Annotated in this window: 23 protein-coding genes and 1 pseudogene; 17 read left to right on the forward strand and 7 right to left on the reverse strand. The window is 70.2% G+C overall.

Annotated elements, in window-relative coordinates; genetic code table 11:
* Positions 1 to 14: 14 nt before the first annotated feature.
* A complete protein-coding gene (locus DWB77_RS24600) occupies positions 15 to 878 on the reverse strand; it encodes a hypothetical protein (RefSeq protein ID WP_162952607.1) in 864 nt (287 codons plus the stop codon).
* Between the two features lie 201 nt (positions 879 to 1079).
* Here DWB77_RS24600 and DWB77_RS24605 point away from each other — a divergent pair, with 201 nt between their 5' ends.
* On the forward strand, positions 1080 to 3701 hold the full coding sequence (locus DWB77_RS24605; RefSeq protein WP_120723304.1) for an alpha/beta fold hydrolase: 2622 nt from the start codon (positions 1080 to 1082) through the stop codon (positions 3699 to 3701).
* An 8-nt stretch (positions 3702 to 3709) separates the two neighbouring features.
* Positions 3710 to 4567: an ABC transporter permease gene (locus tag DWB77_RS24610; RefSeq protein ID WP_120728200.1), complete on the forward strand. Its 858-nt coding sequence runs from the start codon at positions 3710 to 3712 to the stop codon at positions 4565 to 4567.
* A gap of 79 nt (positions 4568 to 4646) precedes the next feature.
* On the opposite strand, the gene DWB77_RS24615 is transcribed toward DWB77_RS24610, so the two are convergent.
* Positions 4647 to 5918, reverse strand: a complete 1272-nt coding sequence (locus DWB77_RS24615; protein ID WP_120723305.1) for an aminotransferase class I/II-fold pyridoxal phosphate-dependent enzyme — start codon at positions 5916 to 5918, stop codon at positions 4647 to 4649.
* 130 nt (positions 5919 to 6048) lie between these two features.
* Positions 6049 to 7110: a tRNA (adenosine(37)-N6)-threonylcarbamoyltransferase complex transferase subunit TsaD gene (tsaD, locus tag DWB77_RS24620; RefSeq protein ID WP_120723306.1), complete on the reverse strand. Its 1062-nt coding sequence runs from the start codon at positions 7108 to 7110 to the stop codon at positions 6049 to 6051.
* 232 nt (positions 7111 to 7342) lie between these two features.
* On the opposite strand from tsaD, the gene qcrB reads away from it, so the two are divergent.
* The 4 genes from qcrB (at position 7343) to DWB77_RS24640 (ending at position 12368) form a co-directional block, all read left to right on the forward strand.
* Positions 7343 to 8908 (forward strand): cytochrome bc1 complex cytochrome b subunit, encoded by a 1566-nt coding sequence (gene qcrB, locus DWB77_RS24625; RefSeq protein WP_120723307.1) that lies wholly within the window; start codon positions 7343 to 7345, stop codon positions 8906 to 8908.
* 77 nt (positions 8909 to 8985) lie between these two features.
* Positions 8986 to 9405, forward strand: coding sequence for a hypothetical protein (locus DWB77_RS24630; protein ID WP_120723308.1), 420 nt, complete (start codon positions 8986 to 8988; stop codon positions 9403 to 9405).
* A 77-nt stretch (positions 9406 to 9482) separates the two neighbouring features.
* Positions 9483 to 10154 carry a TetR/AcrR family transcriptional regulator gene (locus tag DWB77_RS24635; RefSeq protein WP_120723309.1) on the forward strand — a complete coding sequence of 224 codons (672 nt, stop codon included), beginning with the start codon at positions 9483 to 9485 and terminating at the stop codon, positions 10152 to 10154.
* A gap of 105 nt (positions 10155 to 10259) precedes the next feature.
* The gene (locus tag DWB77_RS24640; RefSeq protein ID WP_120723310.1) at positions 10260 to 12368 is read left to right on the forward strand and encodes a nuclease-related domain-containing DEAD/DEAH box helicase; all 2109 of its coding nucleotides are present in this window, start codon (positions 10260 to 10262) and stop codon (positions 12366 to 12368) included.
* 106 nt (positions 12369 to 12474) lie between these two features.
* On the opposite strand, the gene DWB77_RS24645 is transcribed toward DWB77_RS24640, so the two are convergent.
* The 4 genes from DWB77_RS24645 to DWB77_RS24660 form a co-directional block, all read right to left on the reverse strand.
* Entirely contained in the window at positions 12475 to 12660 is a 186-nt protein-coding gene (locus tag DWB77_RS24645) for a 2-hydroxymuconate tautomerase (protein ID WP_120723311.1), read from the reverse strand.
* Between the two features lie 74 nt (positions 12661 to 12734).
* Positions 12735 to 13886: an N-methyl-L-tryptophan oxidase gene (gene solA, locus DWB77_RS24650; protein ID WP_120723312.1), complete on the reverse strand. Its 1152-nt coding sequence runs from the start codon at positions 13884 to 13886 to the stop codon at positions 12735 to 12737.
* 4 nt (positions 13887 to 13890) lie between these two features.
* The gene (locus DWB77_RS24655; protein WP_120723313.1) at positions 13891 to 14547 is read right to left on the reverse strand and encodes an FMN-binding negative transcriptional regulator; all 657 of its coding nucleotides are present in this window, start codon (positions 14545 to 14547) and stop codon (positions 13891 to 13893) included.
* A 61-nt stretch (positions 14548 to 14608) separates the two neighbouring features.
* Positions 14609 to 15907, reverse strand: coding sequence for a lysine N(6)-hydroxylase/L-ornithine N(5)-oxygenase family protein (locus DWB77_RS24660; RefSeq protein WP_120723314.1), 1299 nt, complete (start codon positions 15905 to 15907; stop codon positions 14609 to 14611).
* A gap of 667 nt (positions 15908 to 16574) precedes the next feature.
* Here DWB77_RS24660 and DWB77_RS24665 point away from each other — a divergent pair.
* From DWB77_RS24665 to DWB77_RS38995, 11 genes and pseudogenes are all read left to right on the forward strand, one after another.
* A complete protein-coding gene (locus tag DWB77_RS24665) occupies positions 16575 to 16955 on the forward strand; it encodes a response regulator transcription factor (protein ID WP_120723315.1) in 381 nt (126 codons plus the stop codon).
* Positions 16956 to 17442: 487 nt separating this feature from the next.
* The gene (locus DWB77_RS24670; protein WP_216826867.1) at positions 17443 to 18762 is read left to right on the forward strand and encodes an aromatic ring-hydroxylating oxygenase subunit alpha; all 1320 of its coding nucleotides are present in this window, start codon (positions 17443 to 17445) and stop codon (positions 18760 to 18762) included.
* Positions 18759 to 19271 carry an aromatic-ring-hydroxylating dioxygenase subunit beta gene (locus DWB77_RS24675; RefSeq protein WP_120723317.1) on the forward strand — a complete coding sequence of 171 codons (513 nt, stop codon included), beginning with the start codon at positions 18759 to 18761 and terminating at the stop codon, positions 19269 to 19271. Before DWB77_RS24670 ends, DWB77_RS24675 begins: the two co-directional genes overlap by 4 nt.
* Positions 19272 to 19341: 70 nt before the next feature.
* Positions 19342 to 19734 carry a carboxymuconolactone decarboxylase family protein gene (locus tag DWB77_RS24680; RefSeq protein WP_120723318.1) on the forward strand — a complete coding sequence of 131 codons (393 nt, stop codon included), beginning with the start codon at positions 19342 to 19344 and terminating at the stop codon, positions 19732 to 19734.
* Entirely contained in the window at positions 19724 to 20200 is a 477-nt protein-coding gene (locus tag DWB77_RS24685) for a hypothetical protein (RefSeq protein WP_120723319.1), read from the forward strand. The genes DWB77_RS24680 and DWB77_RS24685 overlap by 11 nt, the downstream gene beginning before the upstream one ends.
* Positions 20201 to 20417: 217 nt before the next feature.
* Positions 20418 to 21464: a hypothetical protein gene (locus tag DWB77_RS24690; RefSeq protein ID WP_162952608.1), complete on the forward strand. Its 1047-nt coding sequence runs from the start codon at positions 20418 to 20420 to the stop codon at positions 21462 to 21464.
* Between the two features lie 42 nt (positions 21465 to 21506).
* A complete protein-coding gene (locus tag DWB77_RS24695) occupies positions 21507 to 22163 on the forward strand; it encodes a flavodoxin family protein (RefSeq protein ID WP_120723321.1) in 657 nt (218 codons plus the stop codon).
* A gap of 130 nt (positions 22164 to 22293) precedes the next feature.
* Positions 22294 to 23523, forward strand: a complete 1230-nt coding sequence (locus tag DWB77_RS24700) for a 3-deoxy-7-phosphoheptulonate synthase (protein ID WP_216826868.1) — start codon at positions 22294 to 22296, stop codon at positions 23521 to 23523.
* A 226-nt stretch (positions 23524 to 23749) separates the two neighbouring features.
* Positions 23750 to 24190, forward strand: coding sequence for a nuclear transport factor 2 family protein (locus DWB77_RS24705; protein ID WP_246033627.1), 441 nt, complete (start codon positions 23750 to 23752; stop codon positions 24188 to 24190).
* A gap of 217 nt (positions 24191 to 24407) precedes the next feature.
* Positions 24408 to 24719, forward strand: a complete 312-nt coding sequence (locus DWB77_RS24710) for an EthD family reductase (RefSeq protein WP_120723323.1) — start codon at positions 24408 to 24410, stop codon at positions 24717 to 24719.
* Positions 24720 to 24760: 41 nt separating this feature from the next.
* Positions 24761 to 24966, forward strand: a pseudogene (locus DWB77_RS38995) (MFS transporter); the annotation flags it as partial.
* Positions 24967 to 25212 lie beyond the last annotated feature (246 nt).

A 25212-nucleotide genomic window follows, 5' to 3' on the forward strand; every position in this document is an offset into this window, starting at 1 on the left:
CCGGCCGGGGCCCGTCAGCCCGCCTGGGCGCTCTGCTTCTTGATCGCCTCGGTCATGTCCGCCGTGTCCGAGGCGGGCGGCACCTCGACGGACTTGGTCGCCCCGAACTTCTTGAAGTCCATGGCCACCTTCGCCTGGCCGAACTGCTCGTTCATGCGCACCGGCATGCCGTCGCCGTCCACCCACACCTCGAAGGCGAGCTCGCTGACGCCGCCGGTGAACTGGCCCATCAGGTTGCCGTCGCCCTCGCCGGACAGGACCTTGCCTGCCTGGCCCAGGTCGTCCTTGGACAGCACCGCCTTGTAGTGCGTGGTCGCCCGGCCCAGGACGGTCTCCTTGCCGACCTCGGAGACGTTCTTGGAGTAGCGCAGGGACCGCAGACCGGCCGTCGGGTTGCCGCTGCTGGCGACCGCGGCCTCACCCTGCTCGCCGAGGACCGCCGAGGCCTCGATCTTCATCCAGTGCTTGTCCTTGAGCGGGCCGCTCGGCTGCGCGTCGACGCCGTAGTAGTAGGCGCCCTTCACATAGCGCATCGTCACGGTCCCGTCCGAGACGAGCTGCTGCATTTGCAGGCTCTTGGCGTCCACCTCGACGTCGAACGCGAGGCCGCTGCCCCACGAGTACGTGCCCGACATGGTGGTCGGCGCCGCCTGGCCCTGGAGCTGGGTCGTCATCGTCACCTCGGCCGAACCGGCCTTCTGCGAACGGTCGCCCGCCGAGGTCAGCGCGGCCAGCACGGCGCTGTTCGCGCGGTCGGCCGCGCCCGCGGCCTTGCCCGCCGCCTTCTTGCCGGTGTCCACCGCCGAGCCGGCCGAACACCCCGTCACACCGACCACCACCGTCACGGCTCCGGCCAGCCACACCCCTGAGGCACGCATGCCCATGGTCCCCACCCCTCACGGAATACAACGCGAAGAACGGACTGTATCCAACGGCACCGACAACCCTCGGAGCGGGCGGCCGGAGAGCCGACTACTCCCGCCGCGGTACGGCGCCGGCCGCCCGTACTCCCCGGGTACACCCCGCACTTCCACCCACCGGCAGCTTCGGTTGTCGGTGCGGACGCATACCGTGGGGGGATGGAGATCAGCATGCGCGGACGCCGATGGCGGGTGGCCGCGGGGGCGACCGCCCTCGTCGCCCTGGCCGGCGCCGGCGTCTGGAGTGCCACGGGCGCCTCGGGCGCCCCCGCCGTGCACCGTGAGGACGTGGTGCTCGACCTGCCGGGAGCGAGGATCGACACCTCGTTCTTCACGGCGGGCACCTCCCGGGACAAGCGGCCCGCCGTGCTGATCGGGCACGGCTTCGGCGGCAGCAAGAACGAGGTGAGGGGCCAGGCCGAACAGCTCGCTCGGGACGGGTACGCGGTCATGACCTGGTCCGCGCGCGGCTTCGGCAAGTCCACCGGCCACATCGGCCTCAACGACCCGGAGTCGGAGGTCAAGGACGTCACTCGGCTCATCGACTGGCTGGCCCGCCGCCCCGAGGTGCGGCTCGACGCGCCGGGCGACCCGCGCGTCGGCGTGACCGGGGTCTCCTACGGCGGGGCGATCTCGCTGCTCGCCGCCGGATACGACAAGAGGGTCGACGCGATCGCCCCCGAGATGACGTACTGGAACCTGTCGGACGTCTTCTTCCCCAACGGCGTCTACAAGAAGCTGTGGGCCGGGGTCTTCGTCTCCACGGCCGGCGGCTGCCAGAAGTTCGAGCCCGACATCTGCGCCCTGTACAACCGGGTCGCCACCGCCGGCAGGCCGGACGCCGAGGCCGAGAAGCTCCTGGAGTCCAAGAGCCCGTCCGCCGTGGGCGACCGGATCAAGGTGCCCGCGCTGATCGTCCAGGGCCAGACGGACTCGCTGTTCCCGCTCGGCCAGGCCGACGCGATGGCGAAGCGGATCGCCGCCAACGGCGCGCCCGTCTCAGTCGACTGGATCGCGGGCGGCCACGACGGCGGCGACCGCGAGAGCGGCCGCACCCAGGCCCGCGTCACCCGGTGGTTCGACCGCTATCTGAAGGACGACAAGGGCGCCGACACCGGCCCCGCCTTCCGCATCACCCGCACCGGGGGCCTCAACTCCACCGATGGATCGGCCCAGTTGAGGGGCGCGAGCAGTGACAGCTACCCCGGTCTGGGAAGTGGGCGGCACACCCTCGCGCTCACCGGGCGCGAGCAGAGCTTCGACAATCCGCCCGGCGGCGCCCCGCCCGCCATCTCCGCGGTGCCCGGCCTCGGCGCGGGCCTCGGGGGCCTCTCCTCGCTCGGCGTCGGCCTCTCGCTCGACTTCCCCGGCCAGTACGCCAGGTTCGAAACGGCGCCCCTGACCACCGGCGTCCACCTCACCGGCGCGCCCACCGTCACCCTCAAGGTCACCTCCAGCGCCGACGAGGCCGTGCTCTTCGGCAAGGTGTACGACGTCGGCCCCGACGGCAAGCAGCAGGTGCTGCCCTCCCAACTCGTCTCCCCGCTGCGGGTCGACGGCGCGAAGAACGGCAGAACCGTCGAGCTGACCCTGCCCGCCGTCGACCACAACGTCGAGGCAGGACACCGGCTGCGCCTCGTCGTGGCCGCCACCGACCTCGGCTACGCCTCCCCGGCCGCGCCCGCCACGTACACCGTGGCCCTGGGCGCGGGCGGTCTGAGCGTGCCCACCGTGCCGGCCGCGCGCACCGCGTCGGCGGGCCTGTCCTGGTGGGTGTGGGGGCTGCCGCTCGCCGGGGCCCTGATCGGCGGCGCGCTCCTGATCACCCGGCGCACCCACACCCCGGCCCCCGACCCGGACCTTGCCCAAGTGCCGCTCCAGATCACCGACTTGAGCAAGAAGTACGCCAAGTCCAGCGACAGGTACGCCGTGCGCGAGCTGTCCTTCCGCGTCGAACGGGGCCAGGTGCTCGGCCTCCTCGGGCCCAACGGCGCGGGCAAGACCACCACCCTGCGGATGCTGATGGGTCTCATCCGGCCCGACGGCGGCGAGATCCGCGTGTTCGGCCACGCCATCCGGCCGGGCTCGCCGGTCCTCTCGCGGGTCGGCGCGTTCGTCGAGGGCGCGGGATTCCTGCCGCATCTCTCCGGCCGCGAGAACCTGGAGCTCTACTGGCGGGCGACCGGCCGCCCCGAAGAGGACTCCCGCATCGAGGAGGCCCTGGAGATCGCCGGCCTCGGCGACGCCCTCCAGCGCGCGGTGCGCACCTACTCACAGGGCATGCGCCAGCGGCTCGCCATCGCACAGGCCATGCTCGCCATGCCGGACCTCTTGATCCTCGACGAGCCGACCAACGGGCTCGACCCGCCGCAGATCCGCGAGATGCGGGACGTGATGATCCGTTACGCCGAGGGCGGCCGCACCGTGATCGTCTCCAGCCACCTCCTGTCCGAGGTCGAGCAGTCCTGTACGCATCTGGTGGTGATGGACCGCGGCCGGCTCGTGCAGGCGGGACCGGTCGCCGAGATCACGGGCGGGAGCGACACCGTGCTCGTCACGACCGCCGAACCCGTCGCCGAGGCCGTCGTGGACAAGGTGGCGGCGCTGGCCGGCGTCGGCTCCGCGGTGCGCACCGACGACGGGCTCCTGGTCCGCCTCGAAGGGGCCACCACCACCGAGCTGATCGCCGAACTCCTGCGCCTGGACGTGCAGTTGACCGGTGTCGGCCCGCACCGCCGCCTGGAGGATGCCTTCCTCACCCTGATCGGAGGTTCCGCGTGAGCACCCTGATGGAGTCCCCGGCGGGCGAGACGGCCCCCGGCTACCGCGCCCGGCATACCCTGCCGCTGCGCGTCGAGGCCGTACGGCAGTTGAAGCGCCGGCGCACCCTGGTGATGGGCGCGGTGCTCGGCGCGCTGCCGTTCGTCCTGATCGTCGCATTCGCCATCGGCGGCAGCCCGAGCAGTCGCAACGGCCGCATCACCCTGATGGACACGGCGACCGCGTCCGGTGCCAACTTCGCCGCGACCTGCCTCTTCGTCTCGGCCGGCTTCCTGCTGGTGGTGCCCGTCGCGCTGTTCTGCGGCGACACCGTCGCCTCGGAGGCGAGCTGGTCCTCGCTGCGCTATCTGCTCGCGGCGCCGGTTCCCCGGGCCCGGCTGCTGTGGTCGAAGCTGGCGGTGGCCCTCGGGTTCAGCGCGGCCGCGATCGTGCTGCTGCCCCTGGTGGCGCTGGCGGCGGGCACCGTCGCGTACGGCTGGGGGCCGCTGCGGATCCCCACCGGCGGCTCACTCGGCGCGGGCGAGGCCCTACCGCGTATCGCGGTCGCCGTCGCCTTCGTCTTCGTGTCCCAACTGGTCACCGCCGCGCTGGCGTTCTGGCTCTCCACCCGCACGGACGCGCCGCTGGGCGCGGTCGGCGGCGCGGTGGGCCTGACCATCGTCGGCAACGTCCTGGACGCGGTGACCGCGCTCGGCCACTGGCGGGACTTCCTGCCAGCGCACTGGCAGTTCGCCTGGGCCGACGCGCTCCAGCCGCACCTGGAGTGGGGCGGCATGCTCAAGGGCTCGGCGGTCTCCGTCGCGTACGCCCTGGTGCTGTTCGCGCTGGCCTTCCGCGGATTCGCCCGCAAGGACATCGTGTCCTAGGACCGGAGTCCCCGGACCGATGTCCTCGCGGGCGGGCCGGCGCGCGGCCGGGCCGGTCAGCCGGTCGGGCACGGGCCGGTCAGGCCGCCAGGAGCTTCTCGTACCCGACGAGCCGCACACACGCGGTCAGGCCGAGGATCGCCTGCTCCAGCTCGGCCAGGCCCGGGTAGCTGGGCGCGATACGGATCGTGGCGTCCTGAGGGTCGTCGCCGTACGGGTGCGTCGCACCGGCCGGGGTCAGCACGACGCCCGCCTGACCGGCCCGCGCCACGACCTCCTTCGCGCAGCCCTCGGGCACTTCGAGGGTGACGAAGTAGCCGCCCTTGGGGACGGTCCAGCTCGCCAGGCCCGTGCCGCCGAGCTCGCTCTCCAGGATCCGCTGGACGGTCTCGAACTTCGGCTGGAGCAGGGCGCGCTGGCGCTCCATGTGGGCGCGTACGCCGTCCGCGTCCCGCAGGAACAGCACATGGCGCAGCTGGTTGACCTTGTCCGGGCCGATCGAGCGCTTGGCGTTGTTGGCGAGCAGCCACTGCACATTGGCGGGCGAGGAGCCGAAGAAGGCGACGCCCGCACCGGCGGCCGTGATCTTCGAGGTGGAGCCGAAGACGAAGGCGCGGTCCGCGTGACCGGCGCTCGCGCAGGCGCCGAGCAGGTCGGCGATCTCCACCGGCTCATCCGTGAGGTGGTGGGCGGCGTACGCGTTGTCCCAGAAGATCCGGAAGTCGGGGGCCGCGGTCTCCATCCGGGCGAGCCTGGCCACCGTCTCGTCGCTGTAGCTGACACCGCTGGGGTTGCTGTACTTCGGCACGCACCAGATGCCCTTGATGCCCGCGTCCTCGGCGACCAGGCGCTCCACGACGTCCATGTCCGGGCCCGCGTCGGTCATCGGCACCGGGATCATCTCGATGCCGAACCGCTCGCACAGCGCGAAGTGCCGGTCGTAGCCGGGCACCGGGCACAGGAACGCGAGGCGCTCCTGGTCGACCCAGTGCGACTCGGCGCCCGGGACGACGCTCAGCATCGCGTGCACCAGGCAGTCGTGCATGAGCTCCAGGCTGGAGTTGCCCGCGGCGAGCAGCTGCCCGGCCGGCACCTGGAGCACCTCGGCGAAGATCTCGCGGAGCTCGGCGAGGCCCTGGAGGCCGCCGTAGTTGCGTACGTCCGTGCCGTCGGCGGAGGTGTAGCGGCCGCCGGGCAGGCTGAGCAGGTCCTCGGAGAGGTCGAGCTGCTCGGGTGCGGGCTTGCCCCGGGTGAGGTCGAGCTTGAGGCCGCGGGCCGCAAGGGCCGCGTAGTCCTGCCGGGCCTGGTCGAGCAGCCCGGCCAGGGCGTCGGTGCTCAACTCGGTGGTCATGGTGTTTCCTCTCGCGGGGCCGCGCGTGCGTCAGACGGCATGGGGTGGGTGCGCCCTGTCGAGCTTACAAAGAGCCCCCTGAGGGCCGGACGACCGGCTTCCCCCTGGCCCGGGCAGGCCGCCGACGCCGTCACGCGACGCGCGCGGCCCGTGCCACCGGGTGCAGGGCCGCGTACTCCAGCGGGGCGGACGGGTCGATCGAGACGTCCAGCGGCGCGGCCTCGGCACCCGCCCGCACCAGCAGGTCGCCCACCGCGGCGATCATCGCGCCGTTGTCCGTGCACAGCTTCAGGGGCGGCACGCGCAGGGTGATCCCGGCCTCGCCGCAGCGCTGTTCGGCGAGCGAGCGCACCCGTGAGTTCGCGGCGACCCCGCCCACCACGACGAGGGTGTCCACGCCGTGCGCCCGGCAGGCGGCCACCGCCTTGCGGGTCAGCACGTCGGCGATGGCCTCCTGGAGGGCCGCCGAGCCGTCGGCGACGGGCAGCGGGGAACCGGCGTGCCGTTCGGCCCAGCGGGCGGCGGCCGTCTTGAGCCCGGAGAAGGAGAACGCGTACGGGTCGTCGCGCGGCCCGGTCAGCGGCCGGGGGAACGGCACGGCCCCCGCGTCACCGCCCCTGGCCGCCCGGTCGATGGCGGGGCCGCCGGGGTAGGGCAGCCCGAAGACGCGGGCGACCTTGTCGAAGCACTCGCCCGCCGCGTCGTCCAGGGTGTCGCCGAGGTGCTGGATCGGGTCGCGCGCCAGGTCCCGTACGAGAAGGAGCGAGGTGTGCCCGCCGGACACGATCAGCACCATGCACGGGTTCGGCAGCGGGCCGTGCTCCAGGGTGTCGGCGGCCACGTGCCCGGCGAGGTGGTGCACCCCGTACAGCGGTACGTCCAGGGTGTACGCCAGCGCCTTGGCGCCCGCGAGCCCGACCTGGAGCGCGCCGGACAGTCCGGGGCCGGTCGTCACGGCGACCGCATCGATGTCCCGCGCCCTCAACCCGGCCTGTTCCAGGGCGAGTTGGACGACCGGGGTGAAGGAGTGGACATGGGCGCGGGCGGCGATCTCCGGTACCACTCCGCCGTACCGGGCGTGCTCGTCCATGCTCGACGCCACCGCGTGCCCGAGCAGTCGCCCTCCCCGCACGAGACCGGCCCCGGTCTCGTCGCAGGACGACTCGATCCCCAGCACCACCGGAAACCCCACGCGGAACACCTCTTCTGCTTGCCTGTCGCTATTGCGAACCATTTGCAAGAAGCATAGAGCGGGCGCCCGGGCCGGGGGCGGGGACGGAGGGGGCGGGCCCCCTCTCATAACTGGGGAGTACTCCCCGGTTATGATGCGGAAGGCGGCACCGGAGCGATCGACGCTCCCATGCCGTCGCGATGTGCGCGCCGTGCTCACGCGGCGAAGGCGGGCCGGAGCGAGGGGGTTTGGGATGGCAGGGCGCGGAGAGCGGATCGCCGACTGGGCGGACGGGCGGACGGGCATCCACCGCCTGGCCAGGAGCAATCTGCGGAAGATCTTTCCGGACCACTGGTCGTTCATGCTGGGCGAGATCTGCCTGTACAGCTTCGTCGTCATCATCCTGACCGGCGTGTGGCTGACCCTGTTCTTCAAGCCGAGCATGACCGAGGTGGTCTACGACGGCTCGTACGTCCCGCTGAACGGGCAGCGGGTCTCCGAGGCCTTCGACTCCACGATGCGCATCAGCTTCGAGGTGCGCGGCGGGCTGCTGATCCGGCAGATCCACCACTGGGCGGCGCTCGTCTTCGTCGCGGCGATGTTCGTCCACATGATGCGGGTGTTCTTCACCGGCGCCTTCCGCAAGCCGCGCGAGGTCAACTGGCTCTTCGGCTTCGGCCTGTTGTTCCTCGGCATGCTGGACGGCTTCTTCGGCTACTCGCTCCCCGACGACCTGCTCTCGGGCACCGGGATCCGCTTCATCGAGGGGGTGATCCTCTCGGTGCCGGTGGTCGGCACGTACCTCCAAATGTTCCTGTTCGGCGGGGAGTTCCCGGGCACGGACATCGTTCCGCGCTTCTACAGCCTGCACGTCCTGCTCATCCCCGGCATCATGCTCGGCCTGCTCGTGGCCCATCTGATCCTGGTCTTCTTCCACAAGCACACCCAGTTCGCCGGCCCCGGCCGCACCGAGAGGAACGTGGTGGGCGCGCCGCTGATGCCGGTCTACCTGGCGAAGGCGGGCGGCTTCTTCTTCCTGGTGTTCGGCGTCATCGCGGCGGTCGCGGCGGTCGCCTCGATCAACCCGATCTGGGCGTTCGGCCCCTACCGCCCCGACCAGGTCTCCACCGGCGCCCAACCCGACTGGTACATGGGCTTCGCCGAGGGCCTGATCCGGGTCATGCCCGGCTGGGAGATCAACGCATGGGGCCACACCCTGGCCCTCGGCGTCCTGATCCCCTTCCTCCTCTTCCCGACGATCCTCGGAGCGATCGCCGTCTACCCCTTCGTCGAGGGGTGGATCACCCGTGACCGGCGCGAACACCACCTCCTGGACCGGCCGCGCAACGCGCCGGTGCGCACCGCGCTGGGCGCCGCCTGGATCAGCCTGTATCTGGTGACGCTGGTCGGTGGCGGCAACGACCTGTTCGCCACGCACCTCCACCTCTCGCTCAACGCGATCACCTGGACGGTGCGCGTCGGGTTCTTCGCGGTCCCGGTCCTGGTCTTCGAGATCACCCGCCGCTGGTGCCTGGGGCTCCAGCGGCGCGACCGCGCACTGGTGCTGCACGGCAGGGAGACGGGCCGGATCAAGAAGCTGCCGCACGGCGAGTACGTTGAGATCCACGAACCGCTCCCCGCCGAGCGCCTGCACACCCTCACCGCCCACGAACAGCCCGAACCCCCCGCCGTCGAGGACAGATCGCTGCGGGCCCGGCTCGCGCGCGCCTACTTCGGCGGGGGCGGCCAGGTCCGCAAGGCGACGGAACGCGAGTACGCGGCGGCCCTCGCGTCCGGCCACGAGTGGGACGGGCAGTGAACCGGGGGACATCGACGCGTACGGCCCACAGGGCTCCCGCACGCGCCGATGAACTGGCGTGCGCGAGAAGGCTGTTGATGACGACGTACGAGGTGGGGCGTGCTCGGGTCATGGGGGCGGGCGCGTACGCCGACGGGGCCCGCGCCGTGATCGACCGGCCGTGGGTGATCCGGGACGGGCCGGCCCTCGGCATCCTCACAGCGACCGGATCACCGCTCGCGGAGCGACTGCGCGCGGGCTCACGCGTCCTGCTCGCCGCCGGGCCGAGGGCGACGCCGCTGCGGGCGAGGGCGGCGTTCCTGGACGAGGAGACGAGCGTGGGCTACCGGACCGCGCTGATCGACAAGTACGGGCTGTCGGCCGTGGCCGCCCTGGCCCGCAGCCGACTGCGGTACGGGCCCGCCGGGACGGTGGGGGTCCGGCTGGTGCTGGGCGCGGAGGGGAGCGGGGTGCTGGGCGCGGAGTGGCGGCCGAGCTGGTGGTACTGGCTGAACTAGGGCCCCGACCCTGAGGGGCCGAGGGGCGAGGTAGGAACCGGGGAGGGGTCCCCGCCTGCCGATATAGGGTCGGAATCATGGCACCCTCGAAGAACGAGAAGAAGTCCCCGCCGCTGCGGAGCGATGCCCGGCGCAACCGGGACCTGCTGCTCGCGGCGGCGCGGGACCTCTTCGCCGAGCAGGGGCTCAACGTTCCGCTCGACGAGATCGCCAAGCGCGCGGGGGTGGGCAACGCGACGCTCTACCGGCGCTTCCCGACCCGGGGCGACCTGGTGGAGGCCGTCTTCCACGAGGACCTGAAGGCGGTGATGGCCTCCGGCGAGGAGGCCCGCCTCGCGCAGGACGCGTGGGGCGCGCTCACCGCGTATCTGGAAGGGGTGTGCGCGCTGCTCGCCCGGGACCGGGGCGTGGGCGACCTGATGACCACGGGCATCCGGGGCGTCCCGACCCTGGACGCGATCCACGCGCACAACCACGCGACCGTGAGCGAACTGATGCGGCGGGCGGCCGAGGCCGGCGAACTGCGCACGGACGTGGTCCCGGAGGACCTCCTGTTCGCCCTGAGCGCGCTGGGCACCTCGCTCCCGGCGGTGGAGGCGATCCGCCCCGGCTCCTGGCGCCGCCCCCTGGCCCTCCTCCTGGACGGCTTCCGCTCCACGGCCCAACGCCCGCTCCCCGAAAGGCCGTTGACTCCGACGGAGACGGACCGCGTCTACCGGCAAATGGGCGGCGAGCCGCCGGAGTCCTGACCGGGGGAGGGCGACCCGGGAACACGGCCCGTGCCGCCGTGCGCCCTGCCGCCCCGGGCGGGGGCCATCCTAAGATCACTACCTCGGGTACGAGGGGGGCTGAGCATGGCGGCAGGTGGGTCGGCGTCGCGGCGGGCGCAGGAGGCACGGCGGCAGGAGCGGTTGCTGCGGGAGCAGTGGCAGGCCGCTCGGCGCCAGGCACTCCGGTGGGAAGCGGCGAGCGAAGGCGAACGGCGGGTCGCGGCACAGCTGTTGATCCTCACCGAGCGAGGGTGGCGGCTGCTCGTCGATCGGCGCTGGCCGGGGACGCGTACGGCCAATGTGGACATGCTGCTGGTGGGCCCCGGCGGCGTCTTCGTCGTGGACGTCAAGAACTGGCGCTCCCCTCCCCAGATCGTGGACGGCGGACTCCGGTCCGGCGGTCAGTCGCGGGACGAGCACGCTCGGAAGCTGCTCGCGGTCACGAAGGCCGCCGAGGGCGCGGTGGCGTCGCTCGGGCTCTCCCCGGTGGCTGTCCAGCCGCTGATGGTGTTCGCGGGGCAGCGAGCGGATGCGGCCCTCGGACGCATCCGGGTGCTGGGCGAACGCGAGGTGGGGCCAGTGTTGTTGGCGGAGCGCCGCAGGCTGCGTCCGGAGTCGGTACGTGCGATCGCCGACCATCTGGAGCGGGTCTTTCCCGACTACGAGAGTTCAGCGGTCACCCGGACGATCCAGGAGGATCCACCGGCGATTGTTCGCCAACAGGGCGACGCGGACGGGTTGTTCGACTTGGAAGGTCTGCGGGACGCCGCCATGGAGGACGCGTTGCGGGCTCCGATCGAGCAGTGGATGACCTTCCTCCACCCCGATCAGGTCGCACTGGTCCGCCGCAACTGGTCGGGCCCCGCCCGCATCAGTGGCCCGGCGGGCACCGGCAAGACAGTGGTCGGACTGCACCGCGCGGCTCATCTCGCCAAGCGCACGAGCGGCCGGATCCTGTACGTCACGTACGCCAACAACCTGCCCCGCGTCCAGGGCACCTTCCTCAGGACCATGGCCCCGGCGGTCGCGGATCGGGTGGTCTTCCGCAGCCTGCACTCATGGGCGCAGGAGTTCTTGCAGGAGCGGGGCGTTCCGGTGCGGTTGCACGGGGACAAGGCGGAGACCGCCTTCAGCCTCGCCTGGAAGCACGTCGGGCGCGGCAGTCGCCTTGCCGAGATCGACCCGGCGCCGGGCTATTGGCGCGACGAGATCGACCATGTCATCAAGGGGCGCGGCATCACCACGTTCGAGGAGTACGCGATCGTTCCCCGGCGTCGTCGCAGGACCAGCCTGCGGCGGTCGCACCGGGAGGCGGTGTGGGCGCTGTACGAGGCGTACGAGTCCTTACGCGTCGAGCGGGGCGTGCACGACTTCAACGATGTCCTCGCGCTTGCCCTCGCCGAGGCGGGGCGTCCCTCAACCAGGTCCCCCTACGCGGCCGTCATCGTCGACGAGGTGCAGGACCTCACACTCGTCGGCGTGCGCCTGTTGCACGCCCTCGTCGGTGACGCCCCCAACGGCCTGCTCCTGGTGGGAGATGGCCAGCAAGCGGTCTACCCCGGCGGATTCCGCCTGGCCGACGCCGACATCGAGATTCGCGGTGACCGCGCGCAGGTGCTGAGCGTCAACTACCGCAACAGCAAGCAGATCCTGGACGCGGCCCTCGCGGTGGTGGCCGACGATGCCTTCGAGGACATCGATGGCCTGCGTACGCCGGGGCGCCGTGACGTCGACCTCACGTACCACGACGGGCAGGTGGTCCGGGTCGCGGAGCCGACGGTGGACGCCCACGATCGCATGCTCCTGGACGCGCTGCGCGCCCTGCCGCACGCCGCACTGGCCGATGTCGCCGTCCTGTGCCCGTCCATGCGAGCCATCGGCCACTACCAGCGGTTGCTCTCCCATGCGGACATACCGGTGTGTCCGCTGGAGCACTACGACGGCCGCCCGGTCGACGCGGTGAAGCTGGGCACCTACCGCCGCGCCAAGGGCCTTGAGTTCAAGCGCGTGTACCTGCCGCAACACGACACGACCCTGCCGAACGGAGCGCCGAACGGCGTGAGTGACGGGGGGCCCGCACCCGAGACGGCACGGGAGCGCGAGGAACTCCTGCGAAGCCAGCTCTTCGTGGCCATGACCCGGGCCCGCGACGTGCTGTGGCTGGGAAGCGTGACCCGCCCGCCTCAGCGCTGAGCGCGGCGAATCGGTGGGCCTTGGGCGCCACCCAGCGCCGTGAACTCCTCGCGCGGTACGGGTAGTTCACGGGCGCGGGTGGTGTCCGGGGCACGTCCTTCGGGCCCTAGAGGCGGGAGTACATCGTCCCGCCGAGTGCCCAGTGGTCGCGGGGGACCTCGTCGATCATCACCCAGACGTCCTCCTGCTTGGCGTCGCAGGTGCGCACGATCGCCTCGGTCACCTCCTTGACCAGGGCTTCCTTCTGCTCGGAGGTGCGGCCGGGGAACATCTGCACGCGGATCATGGGCATGTGGTTCTCCTCAAGGGGTTGGGTGATCGGCCGCGTCGCTCACGCGGGCCGCGTCAGTCGGGCGGTCGCGTCGCTCAGGCGGTCGCGGCGGTCAGGCGGCGCGGGTCGAACAGTGAGATGTCGTGGGTGCTGGCGCCCTCGGTGGCCAGCTGGGCGATCACCTCGCCGAGCGCGGGCGCGAACTTGAAGGCGTGGCCCGAGGTTCCGGCGGCCACGGTGATCCGGTCGCTCTGGGCCGACGGGCCGATGATGAAGCCCAGGTCGGGCGAGTTGTCGTACATGCAGACGCGGCTGCGCAGGTAGCGGCCGGGCAGGGCCGGGATCCGCTTGGCGAGGAACTCCCGCACGGCCTCGACGTCCCGCGTGCTGACGTGGCGGTCGAGGGAGTCGGGGTCCGCGAGGTCGCCGCCGCTGTGGATGCCGGCCTTCACGCCGCCCGAGGGGCCGTCGACGGCGGGGTGGCCGTAGCCGACCGTGCCGTTCTCGCCCTCCCAGATCCAGTATGGCTGACGGCCGGGGTAGAAGTCCTCGGCCCGCGAGACCGGGTCGAACCAGAGCATCACCTTGCGCAGGACCTTGATGTGCGGCTGGAGCTCGGGGAGCAGTTGCGGGGCCCAGGCGCCGGCCGCGACCACCAGCCGGCCGGCCTCGTACACGCCGGTCTCCGTGCGCACCCGCACGCCGCTTCCGGTCTCCGAGAAGTCCAGCACCTTCTCGTCGAACCGCAGGTCGGCGCCGTGCTTGCGGGCGAGGTCGAGGTGGGCGGTGACGACCTGCTCGGGACGTACGTAACCCGAGGACGGGTCCCACACGGCGACGTCGCCCGGCGCGGGGTCGAACTCCGGGAAGCGCGAACGGATCTCGTCGCTCTCCAGGTACTCGAACTCCAGGCCCGCCTCCCTCGCCGAGGTGAGCGCGGCGGGCACGAGCGCGCCGCCGGCCGGGCCGACGCAGATCCCGCCCGTGCGGTGGAACAGCGTCTCGCCGCGGATCTCGCCGAGCTCGTCCCAGAGGTCGTAGGCGCGGTCGAGCAGCGGGACGTACCCGGCGCCCATGAAGTACGCCTTCCAGACCCCGCGGCTCTCGCCGTGGCTCGCGCCGCGCGCGTGCGCGGGCCCGAACCGGTCGATGCCGATCACCCGGGTGCCGCGCGCGGCCAGGTGGTAGGCGGCGGCACTGCCGAGCCCACCCAGGCCGACTATGAGGACATCAGCGGTTTCGGTCACGGACTCACTCTCCGGTGGTGGCGGTCGGGGCGGCGGTCCTCATCAGGTGGCCGACCTCCTGGCAGAGCCCTGCGGGCCTGGCGGCGAAGTGCGCGGCCACCTTGTCCCTGGTGCGGTCGGCCTGTTCCTGACTCAGCTTGAGCATGGTGTCGACCGAGTCGACGGTGAAGCGGAAGGCCCCGACGCCGTCGACGATCTGGTCGAAGTAGTCGAGCGAGGGGCCCGGGTCCCAGCCGAGGCCGTGCTCGGCCTCGAAGGCCGCCACCGTCCACTGCACCACGTCGAGCGCGTCCTGCCGGTCGGGCATCGGGTGGATGCGGCCGTGGACGTGGGTGGTGGCGAAGTTCCAGGTGGGGGCGGCCGGGGTCTTCTCGTAGACGGCGGCGGAGACGTAGGCGTTCGCGCCCTGGAAGACCAGGGTCGCGTGCTGCCCCTCGTACAGCGCCTCCCAGTGCGGGTTGGCCCGGTTGAGGTGGCCGTAGAGCGTGACGCCGCTCAGCGACTCGATCGCCTCGGGCTCGGCGGCCGGCGGGAAGATCACGGGCAGGTGGGTGGCGAACGGCGCCGCGGGTCCGTTGCTCAGCAGCAGGGCCAGCGGGTACGCGCGGATCAGTCGGACGGCTTCGGTGTCCGGGGACTGGTAGACCTTCGGAACGTACATCTCGTGCGTCTCCTTTCTCCTGGGCGCCCGCCCGACCTCCCGGAAGGCTCCGGGACCCCGGTCATCGGGCGGAGGCGGTGAGAACCTGGTCGGGAACCGCGGCCGTGACCGCCGCGAGGATCTCGCCGGCCCGCACCGCGGTGACCGAGAGCAGCGTCGAGGCCAGGCCGTGGGTGTGCTCCGTCGGGCCCTGGAGGTAGATCCCGGCACGGACCCGGTCGGTGGTGACGAGCCGGTAGTCGCGGTCGAGGTGCGGGCGGGCCTGGTCGTCCAGCTTGAGCTGGTCGGCCAACGAGCCGAGCAGGGCGAGCGGATCGGCCGGGCGGTATCCGGTGCCGAACACCACCGCGTCCGACTCGAACTCGGTCAGCTTCCCGGTGGGCAGGTGCTCCACCACCAGCCGTACCGCGTCGGCCTCCTGCGACAGGGAGGCGATCCGGCTGACGTTCATCATGACCAGCCGCGGCCGGGCGCCCCCCACCTGCTCCCGGTAGGAGCGCGCGTACAGGTCCTGGATGAGTTCGAGGTCGACGACCGCGTAGTTGGTGTTGCGGTGGTAGTCAATCAGCCGGCGGCGGACGTGCTCGGGCGCCACGTAGTACTCGTCGACGGCGTCGGGGTCGAAGATCTGGTTGGCGAACGGGGAGTCGTCCGCGGGGCTGTACCCGTAGCGCTCGAAGACGGAGCGCACCTCGGCCTCCGGGAACCTCCCGTGCAGGTGGGCCACCGCCTCGGCGGCGCTCTGCCCGGCCCCGACGACCGTGAGGCTGCGCGGGGCGAGGGAGTCGAACTCCGGTAACCGGTGCAGCAGTTCCGAGGTGTGCCAGACCCGGTCGGACCGTTCGACGCCGTCCGGCAGCCAGGGCTTCAGACCGGCGGCGATCACCACGTTCCGCGTCCGGTACACCTCCTCGGCCCCGTCGCGGTGCACCACGACGTCGAGCAGGTCGACGGTCCCGTCCGGGCCGGTCACCGGGCGGATGTCGACCACCTGGGAGCCGTAGCGCACCAGGTGCCCGACCCGCTCGGCGCACCACGCGAGGTAGTCGTGGAACTCGGTGCGCAGGGGGAACAACGACTTCTGGTTGATGAACGCGGCGAGCCGGCCCCGGTCCCGCAGGTAGCACAGGTAGCTGTGCGGGCTGGCCGGGTTCCGCATGGTGACCAGGTCTTTGAGGAACGAGACCTGCATCGTCGCCTCGTCCAGCAGCATTCCGGTGTGCCAGCCGAAGTCCGACTGGCGCTCCAGGAACAACGCGTCGCACCCGGGCGCCGCTTCCGCTTCGTCCAGTGCGAGAGCGACCGCCAGGTTCGACGGTCCGAATCCGACGCCGATCAGGTCGAGCACCGCTTCCGGCATGGTGGGGCTCCTCTGGCGAAATGGAGAACGGTTTGCCTACCGGCATGTGCGCTGCCCCCGTGGGCCGTGATGCGGCCGGGGCGGGAGGGGCCGGATTCATCCTTGATCGGGGTTCCCCGCCCAAACAAGTGGCGATGGGGGCGATGGCCCGATCGCGATCGGCTTTGGCCGATTCGAACGCGCCTGCGCATTGTTTGAGCACGCTTCAGGTCGGTTATCAGCCAAAGAGATTGACTACGCGTCAGATATCCAAGGGCGTCCAGCGCGTTCACACGGCGTCTACGTCTTTTTCTCAACTCCCGCTACAGCCGGGGGAGTAGATGGCCCTCCGGGCTCTCGGCCCGGCCGGTCCGACCATGCCGCTGACATGGCAAAACCCTCCTTCGGCGCTGCCACCATGTGGTTCAGTTCCTGTCGATGGGTGGTCGTGTCACGGCAGACAAAGTGTGGATCCGAGGTGGACAGAACGGCATCGACCGGGCGCCGCTCTTCGGCCCAACTGCGCGCTTGAAGCGGCAAGTTGGTAAAAATTCTTGACAGCTATCGCCCGTTCCCCAGTTCGATCTTCGATACAGTCGATGGGGTTACTGCCGGGCCTGGGGGCCTCCTGTCGGAGTCGACCCGGGTGCGGGTATGTCCATTCGAATACGGGGGCTAGGAGACACGGATGGCTGTGCAGAAGAGCGACCGCACACTCCCTATGACCAACCACCAGACGGATATGTCCGTCGCCCAGGACTCGACGGCGCTACACCCGCGTGCGCGACGAGCGGAGGCTCGGGCCGCCCGCGCTCCGCAGGGGAGGGTGGCGACCGATCACGGCCGTGAAGCGGCCGACGACCAGTCCCCCTCCAGCGCCCTGACACCGCGCCAACTCGAGGTTCTCTCCCTGCTGACCGACGGCATGACGAACCGTCACATCGCTCGGGCGCTCGGCATCACGGAGAAGACCGTCAAGAACCACATGCAAGCGATCTTCGCCCGGCTCAACGTGTCCGATCGGACCCAGGCCGCGGTCTACGCGGTTCGGCACCACCGGGCGGCATGACGGCGGCGGCCCAGCCGTCACCGCGCTTACTTCGCGCAGAGCCAGGTACACCACTCACCGTCCGAAAACGCCCTGCCCCTGCGTCCTTGACCGCCTCCTGTTTCCGCTGTCTTCCGTCGCGCTGATCCCGGGCCTGTCCCCGGGATCGGCCGCCGGCCCGGGGAGAAAAAAGACCGTGCTCATGGGGCTGTCGGCGGTCGAAGCATGCGACAACCAGCGACAACCCGCGATGGGTAATAAGACCTATGTACGGGCCACTTGACGGTCTGCCAACCTTCCCGTGGTCGCAACCCACCACGCAGGAGGGCCGCGGAGTCGTGAACGGCCCCCGCTGGTCGGGTTCTCAAAATCCCCGCACTGGCGCATTCGGCCAGAGACGCGTCGGGGTCCGGATGTGCCCCGCGCGGCCGGAGTGCGGCGACGATGCCGCACGCACGGCCGAGCTGGTCGTCAGAACCGTCCAGAAACTACAGCGAAAGAGGGAGCAGTGACGATCGAACTGCAACCGCCGGTGGACGACCCGATCGTCGTCGATGATCTGGAGCGTCTCTCGTTCCGGGTGGATCGCCGCGCCTACACCGATGACGACGTGGCCGCGCAGGAGATGGCCAAGATCTTCGATCGCTGCTGGTTGTACCTCGGGCACGAGTCGGAGGTGCCCGAGCCGGGCTCCTACGTGTCTCGCGACGTCGGCGGCCGCCCGGTGGTCATGTCACGCGGATCCGACGGCCAGGTCCGGGTGTTCGCCAACAGCTGCACGCACCGCGGGGCGCTGATCTGCTCGCAGCCCGCCGGGCAGGCCAAGTCGTTCCGGTGCCCCTACCACGACTGGACCTTCTCCAACCAGGGCGACCTGGTCGGGGTCCCGATTCCCGACGGGTACGGGCCGGGCTTCCGCAAGGCGGACTTCGGTCTGGCGCAGCACCGCAGTGACAGTTACCGCGGGTTTGTCTTCGTCACGTTCGACCCGGAGCAGCCGCGCACGCTGACCGAGTACCTGGCCGGCGCCACGGAGTACCTCGATCTGATCGACGACCAGTCCGAGGTCGGGATGGAGGTGATCCAAGGCGCGCAACTCCACGGGGCCCAGGCCAACTGGAAGCTCATGATGGAGAACAGCGTCGACATCTACCACTTCCGCGCACTGCACAAGCGCTACGTCAGCTACATGCAGTCGCTCGGGTCGGTTCCTCCGCGACGCCGAGGCGGCTTCGGCCGCTCCCTGGGTCTCGGCCACGGAGCCAACGAGCTGCCGCCGGCCGCGGCCCGCCCGCTGGCCCACTGGACGCCGATGTTCCCCGAGGAGGTCCGGCCGAGCATCGAGGCGACCGCCGCGCGGTTCGTCGAGCGGTTCGGCGCCGAACACGCGGAGCGGATCACCGGCACCAACCGCGCGCTGCTGATCTTCCCCAACCTGTTGATCATCGACGCGATCGCGATCACGATCCGCAAGATCGACCCGATCGGCGCCGACCGGATGGCCATCACCTCGGTCGCCCTGGCCCCCAAGGACGAGGACCCGGAGATCCGGGAGCTCCGTAAGAGCCACTACCTGACGTTCCTCGGCCCCGCCGGCTTCGCCACCCCCGACGACATCGAGATCGTCGAGTCGTGCCAGCGCGGCTACGGCAACCGCACGGTGCGCTACTCGGATCTGTCGCGCGGCATGAACAAAGAGATCCCGGAGACGACCGACGAGCTTCCCGCCCGCGAGTTCTGGCGGCAGTGGGACCGGCTGATGCACGGCGACGACGGCCACTTCGAGGCCGCTCACCAGGCCGAGCTGGAAGGGGCGGAACAGCTGTGACCAGTGAAGTGATAGTCGACGAGGCAGCCCAGGTGAGGCTGTGGCACCGGGTGAGCCAGTTCCTCTTCCGTGAGGCCCGGTTGCTCGACGAGTGGCGTCTGATCGAGTGGTACGACGAGATGCTGACCGACGACATCCGCTATGTGGTGCCGGCCACCGACATGCGCGGCGAGTCGGCCGACGCGCTCGGGCTCATCGACGACAACCCCGCCCGGCTCCGCCAGCGCATCGAGCAGCTCCTCAACGGCGAGGTGTGGTGCGAGGACCCCAGGTCGCGCACGAACCGCATGATCAGCAACGTGGAAATCCTCGCTGATCAGGGCAGCTACCTCGAGGTCGCGGCCAATGTCGTCGCCTACCGCTACGGGCACGGGCGCTCCGACGCCTACGTCGGCAAGTACCGGTTCGAACTCGTCCCCGACGGCGAGTCGTTCCGGATCCGCAAGCGGGTCGTGGTGCTCGACCACGAGACGTTGTACGAGCACGGAAAGCTCAGCATCGTCCTGTAACGGGCCGATGACACCCGCCAGTTGGCGCGCTCCACAGCCGTACTGCCCCCCACTATGGAGGACTTGACCGATGAATCAGCCGTCTGCCCGGCATGAGCGGGGCGAAGCCATCTTCAAGGAGGTCTTCGGCCGTGAACCGCGCCCCGGTTCGTACCCGGAGTTCTTGGAGATAACCGTCGACCACCTGTTCGGCGAGATCTGGGCCCGCCCGCACCTGAGCGTCGAGGAGCGCGAACTGGTCGCGCTGACCGCGGTCGCGCTGGCGCGGACCGACTGGGAGCTGCGGGGCCACATCGGTGCCGCCCTGAACCTCGGGATGTCGCGCGAGAAGGTCGTCGAGGTCATCATCCAGCTCGCCTACTACGGCGGCTGGCCGGTGGCCAACAACGGACTGCGCGTCGCCCAGGAGGTCTTCGCCGAGCTGGACAACGCCTCCGGGAAGGACGCGGACGATGACAAGTGAAGCGATTTCTCTCGACCCGGACGAGAAGGTCGACCTCTGGCGCCAGCGGTACTTCGAGGCCCAGGCGGCCGCGGAGGAGTTCGTCCTCGGAGAGCACGGCGAGGAAGGCCTGGCCGGCTGGGTCGAGGCGAACTCCCGCATCACCGCGGAACTGCTGCGGGCACAGCGGCCCGACGGGGTGTCGGCCACCGATCACTTCATGACCCGGCTGCAACGCCAGCTGATGCTGTACGACTCGGACGTGTCCACCGAGGTCGAGCCCACGGGCACCGTCCTGCGCAACGTCGACTGCGGAATCCTCCGGTACCGCAAGAAGGCCGCCCGCGACGGCGTCGTCCTGACGTTCAAGTCACCGTGCGGGTACTGCCAGGACCTCAACACCGCCATCGCCACCCGCTACGTCGAGCCGGACGTCAAGGTGTCGTGCGAGCAGGCGGGCGACGGGTGCACCTGGCGCGCGGAGTAACCGCGCGCTCCAGGGGAGGACGCGGCCGGGTCACCGCCCCGCGGACGAGCCGCTGATAGAACCGGCGGCAGCACGGTTTCCCGCCGGTCGGCCTGAGGGGTGTTCAGCGATGCCGCCGACTCGGACACTTTTTTCGCGACGTTGCCGGACCCCCGACCGAAACGTCTTCCAGCACTTCTCGACTCGTCTATCGGAGTGATTAGGCATGCCTTTGTCGATGACCGACAAAATAATCCGCCTGAACCTGATGTCCTTCCCGCGCCCCCTCAACGCGGCGCAGTTCTACCCGGCGCTCTCGACGTACAGCGTCGAGCGGCCTTTTTCGCTCGAAGATTTTCGAGGCGCGGTCGGTCACTTCTTCGAGGGGAACCCGTTCTTCACGAAGTGTCATCTGATCGAGCGGGAGTTCGAGAGCCCGGAAGAATTCCCGGTGGAATCCTTCCAGGCGCTCGTGGTCGACGAGTACCCCAATTTTTACGACGGATTCCTTCTGATGTCCGTCACGTACAAGTCGAACCCCGGCGTCCAGGGGATTTTCACGGCCTTCCCCATGTCGTTGCAGGACGGCTACCGGTGCTTCCAATTCCACCAGGCGTTGATGAGCACCATGAAGGCGGGCGAGGACCGGTTCCGCATCGCGGAGCAGCTGGCGGAGCTGCAAGTGCACACCGCCGACCTGGACGAGTACCTCCCGGTCAGGAAGCCGTCCGTCGATGAGAACGACACGGTCCGCGTCATGCCCTGGACGGTCCGCGAGACCGTCGAGCCGGCCATGCGGATCGGAACGTTCCTCGAGGCGGCCAAGGCGGAGTTCCAGAAGAGGGCCAGCGAGAACCTTCTCGTGATGAAGAACGCCTCGTACGCCGCGAGCCTGCCCCTCGGAAACCACCTCATGTTCCTGTTCGTGCCGCGCGATGTGGTCGACCGCAGTAGTGGCAACGAGATTCGCGACTACTACAACGAGAAGGCGCTGGAGACGGAGAAGACCGTCGCGCAGCTGGAGACGCTGGAGGACTTCACCAAGGCCGGCGCGGCTCTCTTCCCGTGGATCGGCACGCACCCCCGCCGATTCGCCGTCAACAATTACGGCGATGTCTCGCGGCTCGACGGGTCGGACTTCCTTCCGGCCAAGGGCACTTTGGTGCAGTACCAGTGGCACATGCCGTACGTCGTGTCGGGTGGAGCTGCCCAGGAAGGGGCGGGAATGTTCAAGACCATTTCCATCAACGGCAAGGCGTTCCACTTCGTGACCGAGCGGCGGTAGGGCGATGAACGGCGTCGAGCGGGCAAGGGAAGGTTTCTTCAGATGAAGATCATTGCGTTGTCCTGCACGCAGAAGCGTCTCCCGTCGGTGACCGACGCGTTGCTCGAGGCGGCGGTCACCGGCCTCGTCCAGGAGGCCAAGGACGCGGTGATCCAGCCGATCCGGCTGATCGACCACCGCATCGAGATGTGCGAGGCCGAAGACACGTGCCTCGATCCCAGTGTGGGCCGGTGCACGCTCGAAGACGACTTCCAGCGGGTCGTCGATCTGGCCGAGGGCGCGGACGCGATGCTGCTCGCCATGCCGGTGTACGGGGGGAACGTCCCCGCGGTGCTGAAGATCTTCCAGGAACGTCTGAAGAGCTTCATGAACGCCGCGAACCGCCCCTTCGGCAACATGACGGTGGCGACGATCGTGCATTCGCGGACGATGCTGACCGAGCCCGCACTGGGCGCGCTGTTCCCGTGGTACCTGCGCCTGAAGAACAAGAACGTGGCGTCGGTGTGCGTCAGCCAGAACGATCACCAGGAGCTGGCCGGCACCGCGGCCCACGACCTCTGTGTGGCCCTGGGGCGCCAACTCGGCATGAGCCTCGAAGCCAAGAGTTCGCCGGCTCCCAGCCGCACGGTGCTGCCGTTGCTTCAGTCACCGCCTCGTCCGCGGTGCGGCGACCCGGTCGCGTCCCGTCCGGGAGCGTGAACGGACTCGGCGCGCCAGGGACGACCACCGTCTGTCCGCCCGCCTGACCGGACCACTCTTATCGAGCTAGTGCGCGGCCCCTTACCCACCCATCTGGAGCGACTGGCTTCCAATTCGGGGGATCAAACTCGTGACCACGCCTCTCACCCTCAGACCGTTAGTCGAAACCGATCTCACCGCGGATCCGGAGCCCGAGAGTCAATGGCTCCGCACTCTGCCGGCCCAGCAGCAACCGCGGTGGAAGGACCACGGTCTGGCTGAACGGCTCGGCAGCACACTCAGTGACCTACCCGGCCTGGTGACCTGGGACGAGGTGAGCCATCTGCGGCTGCTCCTCGCCGAGGTCGCGGCCGGCGGACTACAGATCCTTCAGGCGGGCGACTGCGCCGAGGACCCCGCGGACTGCGTTCCCGAGGTGCTCAGCCGCAAGGCCGGCATGCTCGACGCGCTCGCCGGCGCGATGCAAGCCCGCACCGGCCTGTCCGTGGTGCGGGTGGGCCGGATCGCGGGGCAGTTCGCCAAGCCCCGCTCCTCCGACCTGGAGCGCCACGGAGAGCTCGAACTCCCGGCGTTCCGCGGCCACTTGGTCAACGACCCGCAGCCCGATCCGCAGCTGCGCCAGCCGGACCCGGCGCGTCTGCTCACCGGCTACCGGGCCGCTCACACCGCAACGGAATTCCTGCGCCGACTCGGCGGCGGCTGGGGTCTGCCGGCCGCGGCACCCGTGTGGACCAGTCACGAGGCCCTCGTGCTGGACTACGAGCTGCCGTTGTTGCGCGGTGGCCCGCGAGGCCTGCTCCTGTCCTCGACGCACTGGCCGTGGATCGGGGACCGCACCCGCCAGCTGGACGGTGCCCATGTGCAGCTGCTGGCCCGGGTCCAGAATCCGGTGGCCTGCAAGGTGGGCCCGACGATGACACCCGACGAGCTGGTTCAGCTCTGCTCGGTTCTGGACCCGGACCGTACGCCCGGCCGGCTGACGCTCATCTCCCGGATGGGTGCCGAGCGGGTCGAGGAACGGCTGCCGGCGTTGATGGCCGCCGTCCGCGAGGCCGGGCACCCGGTCATCTGGCTGAGCGATCCGATGCACGGCAACACCCAGCGCGGCCCGCTGGACCGCAAGACCCGCCTGCTGACCAGCGTCAAGCGCGAAGTGGAGCTCTTCCAGGAGGTCGCCGCGGCGGAGCAGGTGGTCGCAGGCGGGCTGCATCTGGAAGCCACGCCGGAGAACGTCCGCGAATGTGTGGCGGACGAGTCATGCCTCGACGACCTCCTCGACCCCCTGAGCTACACCACCCTCTGCGACCCGCGCCTCACCATCGACCAGGCCGTGGCGGTCGTGTCGGTCTGGCGTCGCTGAACCAGGGGCCACCGGGCGGCGATCCGGATGCCTGACAGGTCCTGGGCCATTGGGCCCAGGGCCTTGAGGGCGTGTTTGCCCAGTCACATCCACAACCACGCGCTACGAGTGGTGAGCCACGACCTACGAGTGGTGAGGCACCAGCCACGAGTGGTGAGGCACCAGCCACGAGTGGTGAGGCACCAGCCATGAGTGGTGAGCCATGAGCCATGAACAAGGAGCTGTCATGTCCGCGAGCACCACCCTCGAACGCTTCCGCATCGCCATGGAGAAGGGCGACCTGGCCGGCCTGGAGGAGCTGCTCACGCCGGACATCCGCTTCTACAGCTCCATGAAGTACGAGCCCATCGAGGGCCGGGACACGGTCATGGGCGTGTTCGGCGTGTTCGTGCGGACGCTCGAGGACTTCCGCTACGACGGGTCGTACGCCGGATACGGCGAGACCACCGCGGACGGGAGCGAGGCCGAGTCCGCCGTTCTGGTCTTCCGGACCGCCGTCGGCGGCCAGGAGATCCACGGCATCGACCTGCTGCACTTCGACGGGGAGGGCCTGATCAAGGAGTTCACCGCGATGGTGCGCCCGCAGTCGGCGGCGCAGGCGCTCGCGCAGGCCGTGGTCAAGGGGCTCGTCGCGGACGGGCTCGCCCCGGCGCCGACCGCGGGGTGACGGAGCGTCAACTCGCCCTCCGCGCGGGGGATCGGCTTCCCCCGCGCGCCGTCCGACATCGTCTCTTGTCGGCTGAAGATCACGAAAAGCCGCCCGCCGGGCCGCGGCCGCCGCAACAATGTGTCCATGCCACGTTTTCCTGAGGGCACCTTCACCCTCGTCACCCTCGTCACCCACCTCGTCACGACCGTCGACCCCGGCCTGGACGGAGGTCGTCATGCATAAACTGGTGGTCCTGTATCCCCCGCCCGTCGACCCCGACCACTTCCGCGACTACTACGTGAACAACCACCTCCCGCTGATCGCGAGTTGGCCCGGTCTGCTCGCGTGGCGCTACAGCTTCGACGTGGCGGCGCTGGAGGGAGAAGCGCCGTATTTCGCGATCTTCGAAGGCGACTTCGCCGACGCCGCCGCCATGGCCGCGGCCCGGGCGACGGAGCACGGCCAACGGGTGGCCGCGGATGCCGCCAACTACGCCACCGGCGGTGCGGTCGTCCTGCACTATCCGGTGCGGGACACCATCGACTGAGGCGCGCCGACACGCTCCGGGACGCGTGTCGGGGGTGCGGGCTGAGCCCTGTCCGACAGCGCGAACACGCCTGTACGGAACCCGAGTTGAGCCCGCTCGGGCTGTTCACCGTGCTGCTCGGCACCGCGCTGCCGCTCGTCGACTTCTCCATCGGCGACGTCGCCCCGCCCGCCATCGGCGGGGATCTCCAGGGCCCCGCCCTGCTCGGCTCGTCGTCGTGGGTCATGGCGTCGCGTACGCCGTACTCCCCGGCCCTCGCGGCGCGCTCCGTGGCGGAGGCCCGCCGCGAGGCGCTGAAGGTGGCCAGTGGCGCCCCCGGCAGGACTCGAACCTGCGGCCAAGCGCTTAGAAGGGGCTGCTGCGCTACAGTGACCTTAGGCCTCCGACCAGGTCGTTTGCTGACACCAAGGTGTTCTGAAGCACGACCTCCTCCGCTCATTCACCGGAGGATCGCATCCCACTTATAACTGACGACACCCCTGCCCATGCGTCA

It is taken from the genome of Streptomyces hundungensis (genome assembly GCF_003627815.1).
Classification (GTDB): domain Bacteria; phylum Actinomycetota; class Actinomycetes; order Streptomycetales; family Streptomycetaceae; genus Streptomyces; species Streptomyces hundungensis_A.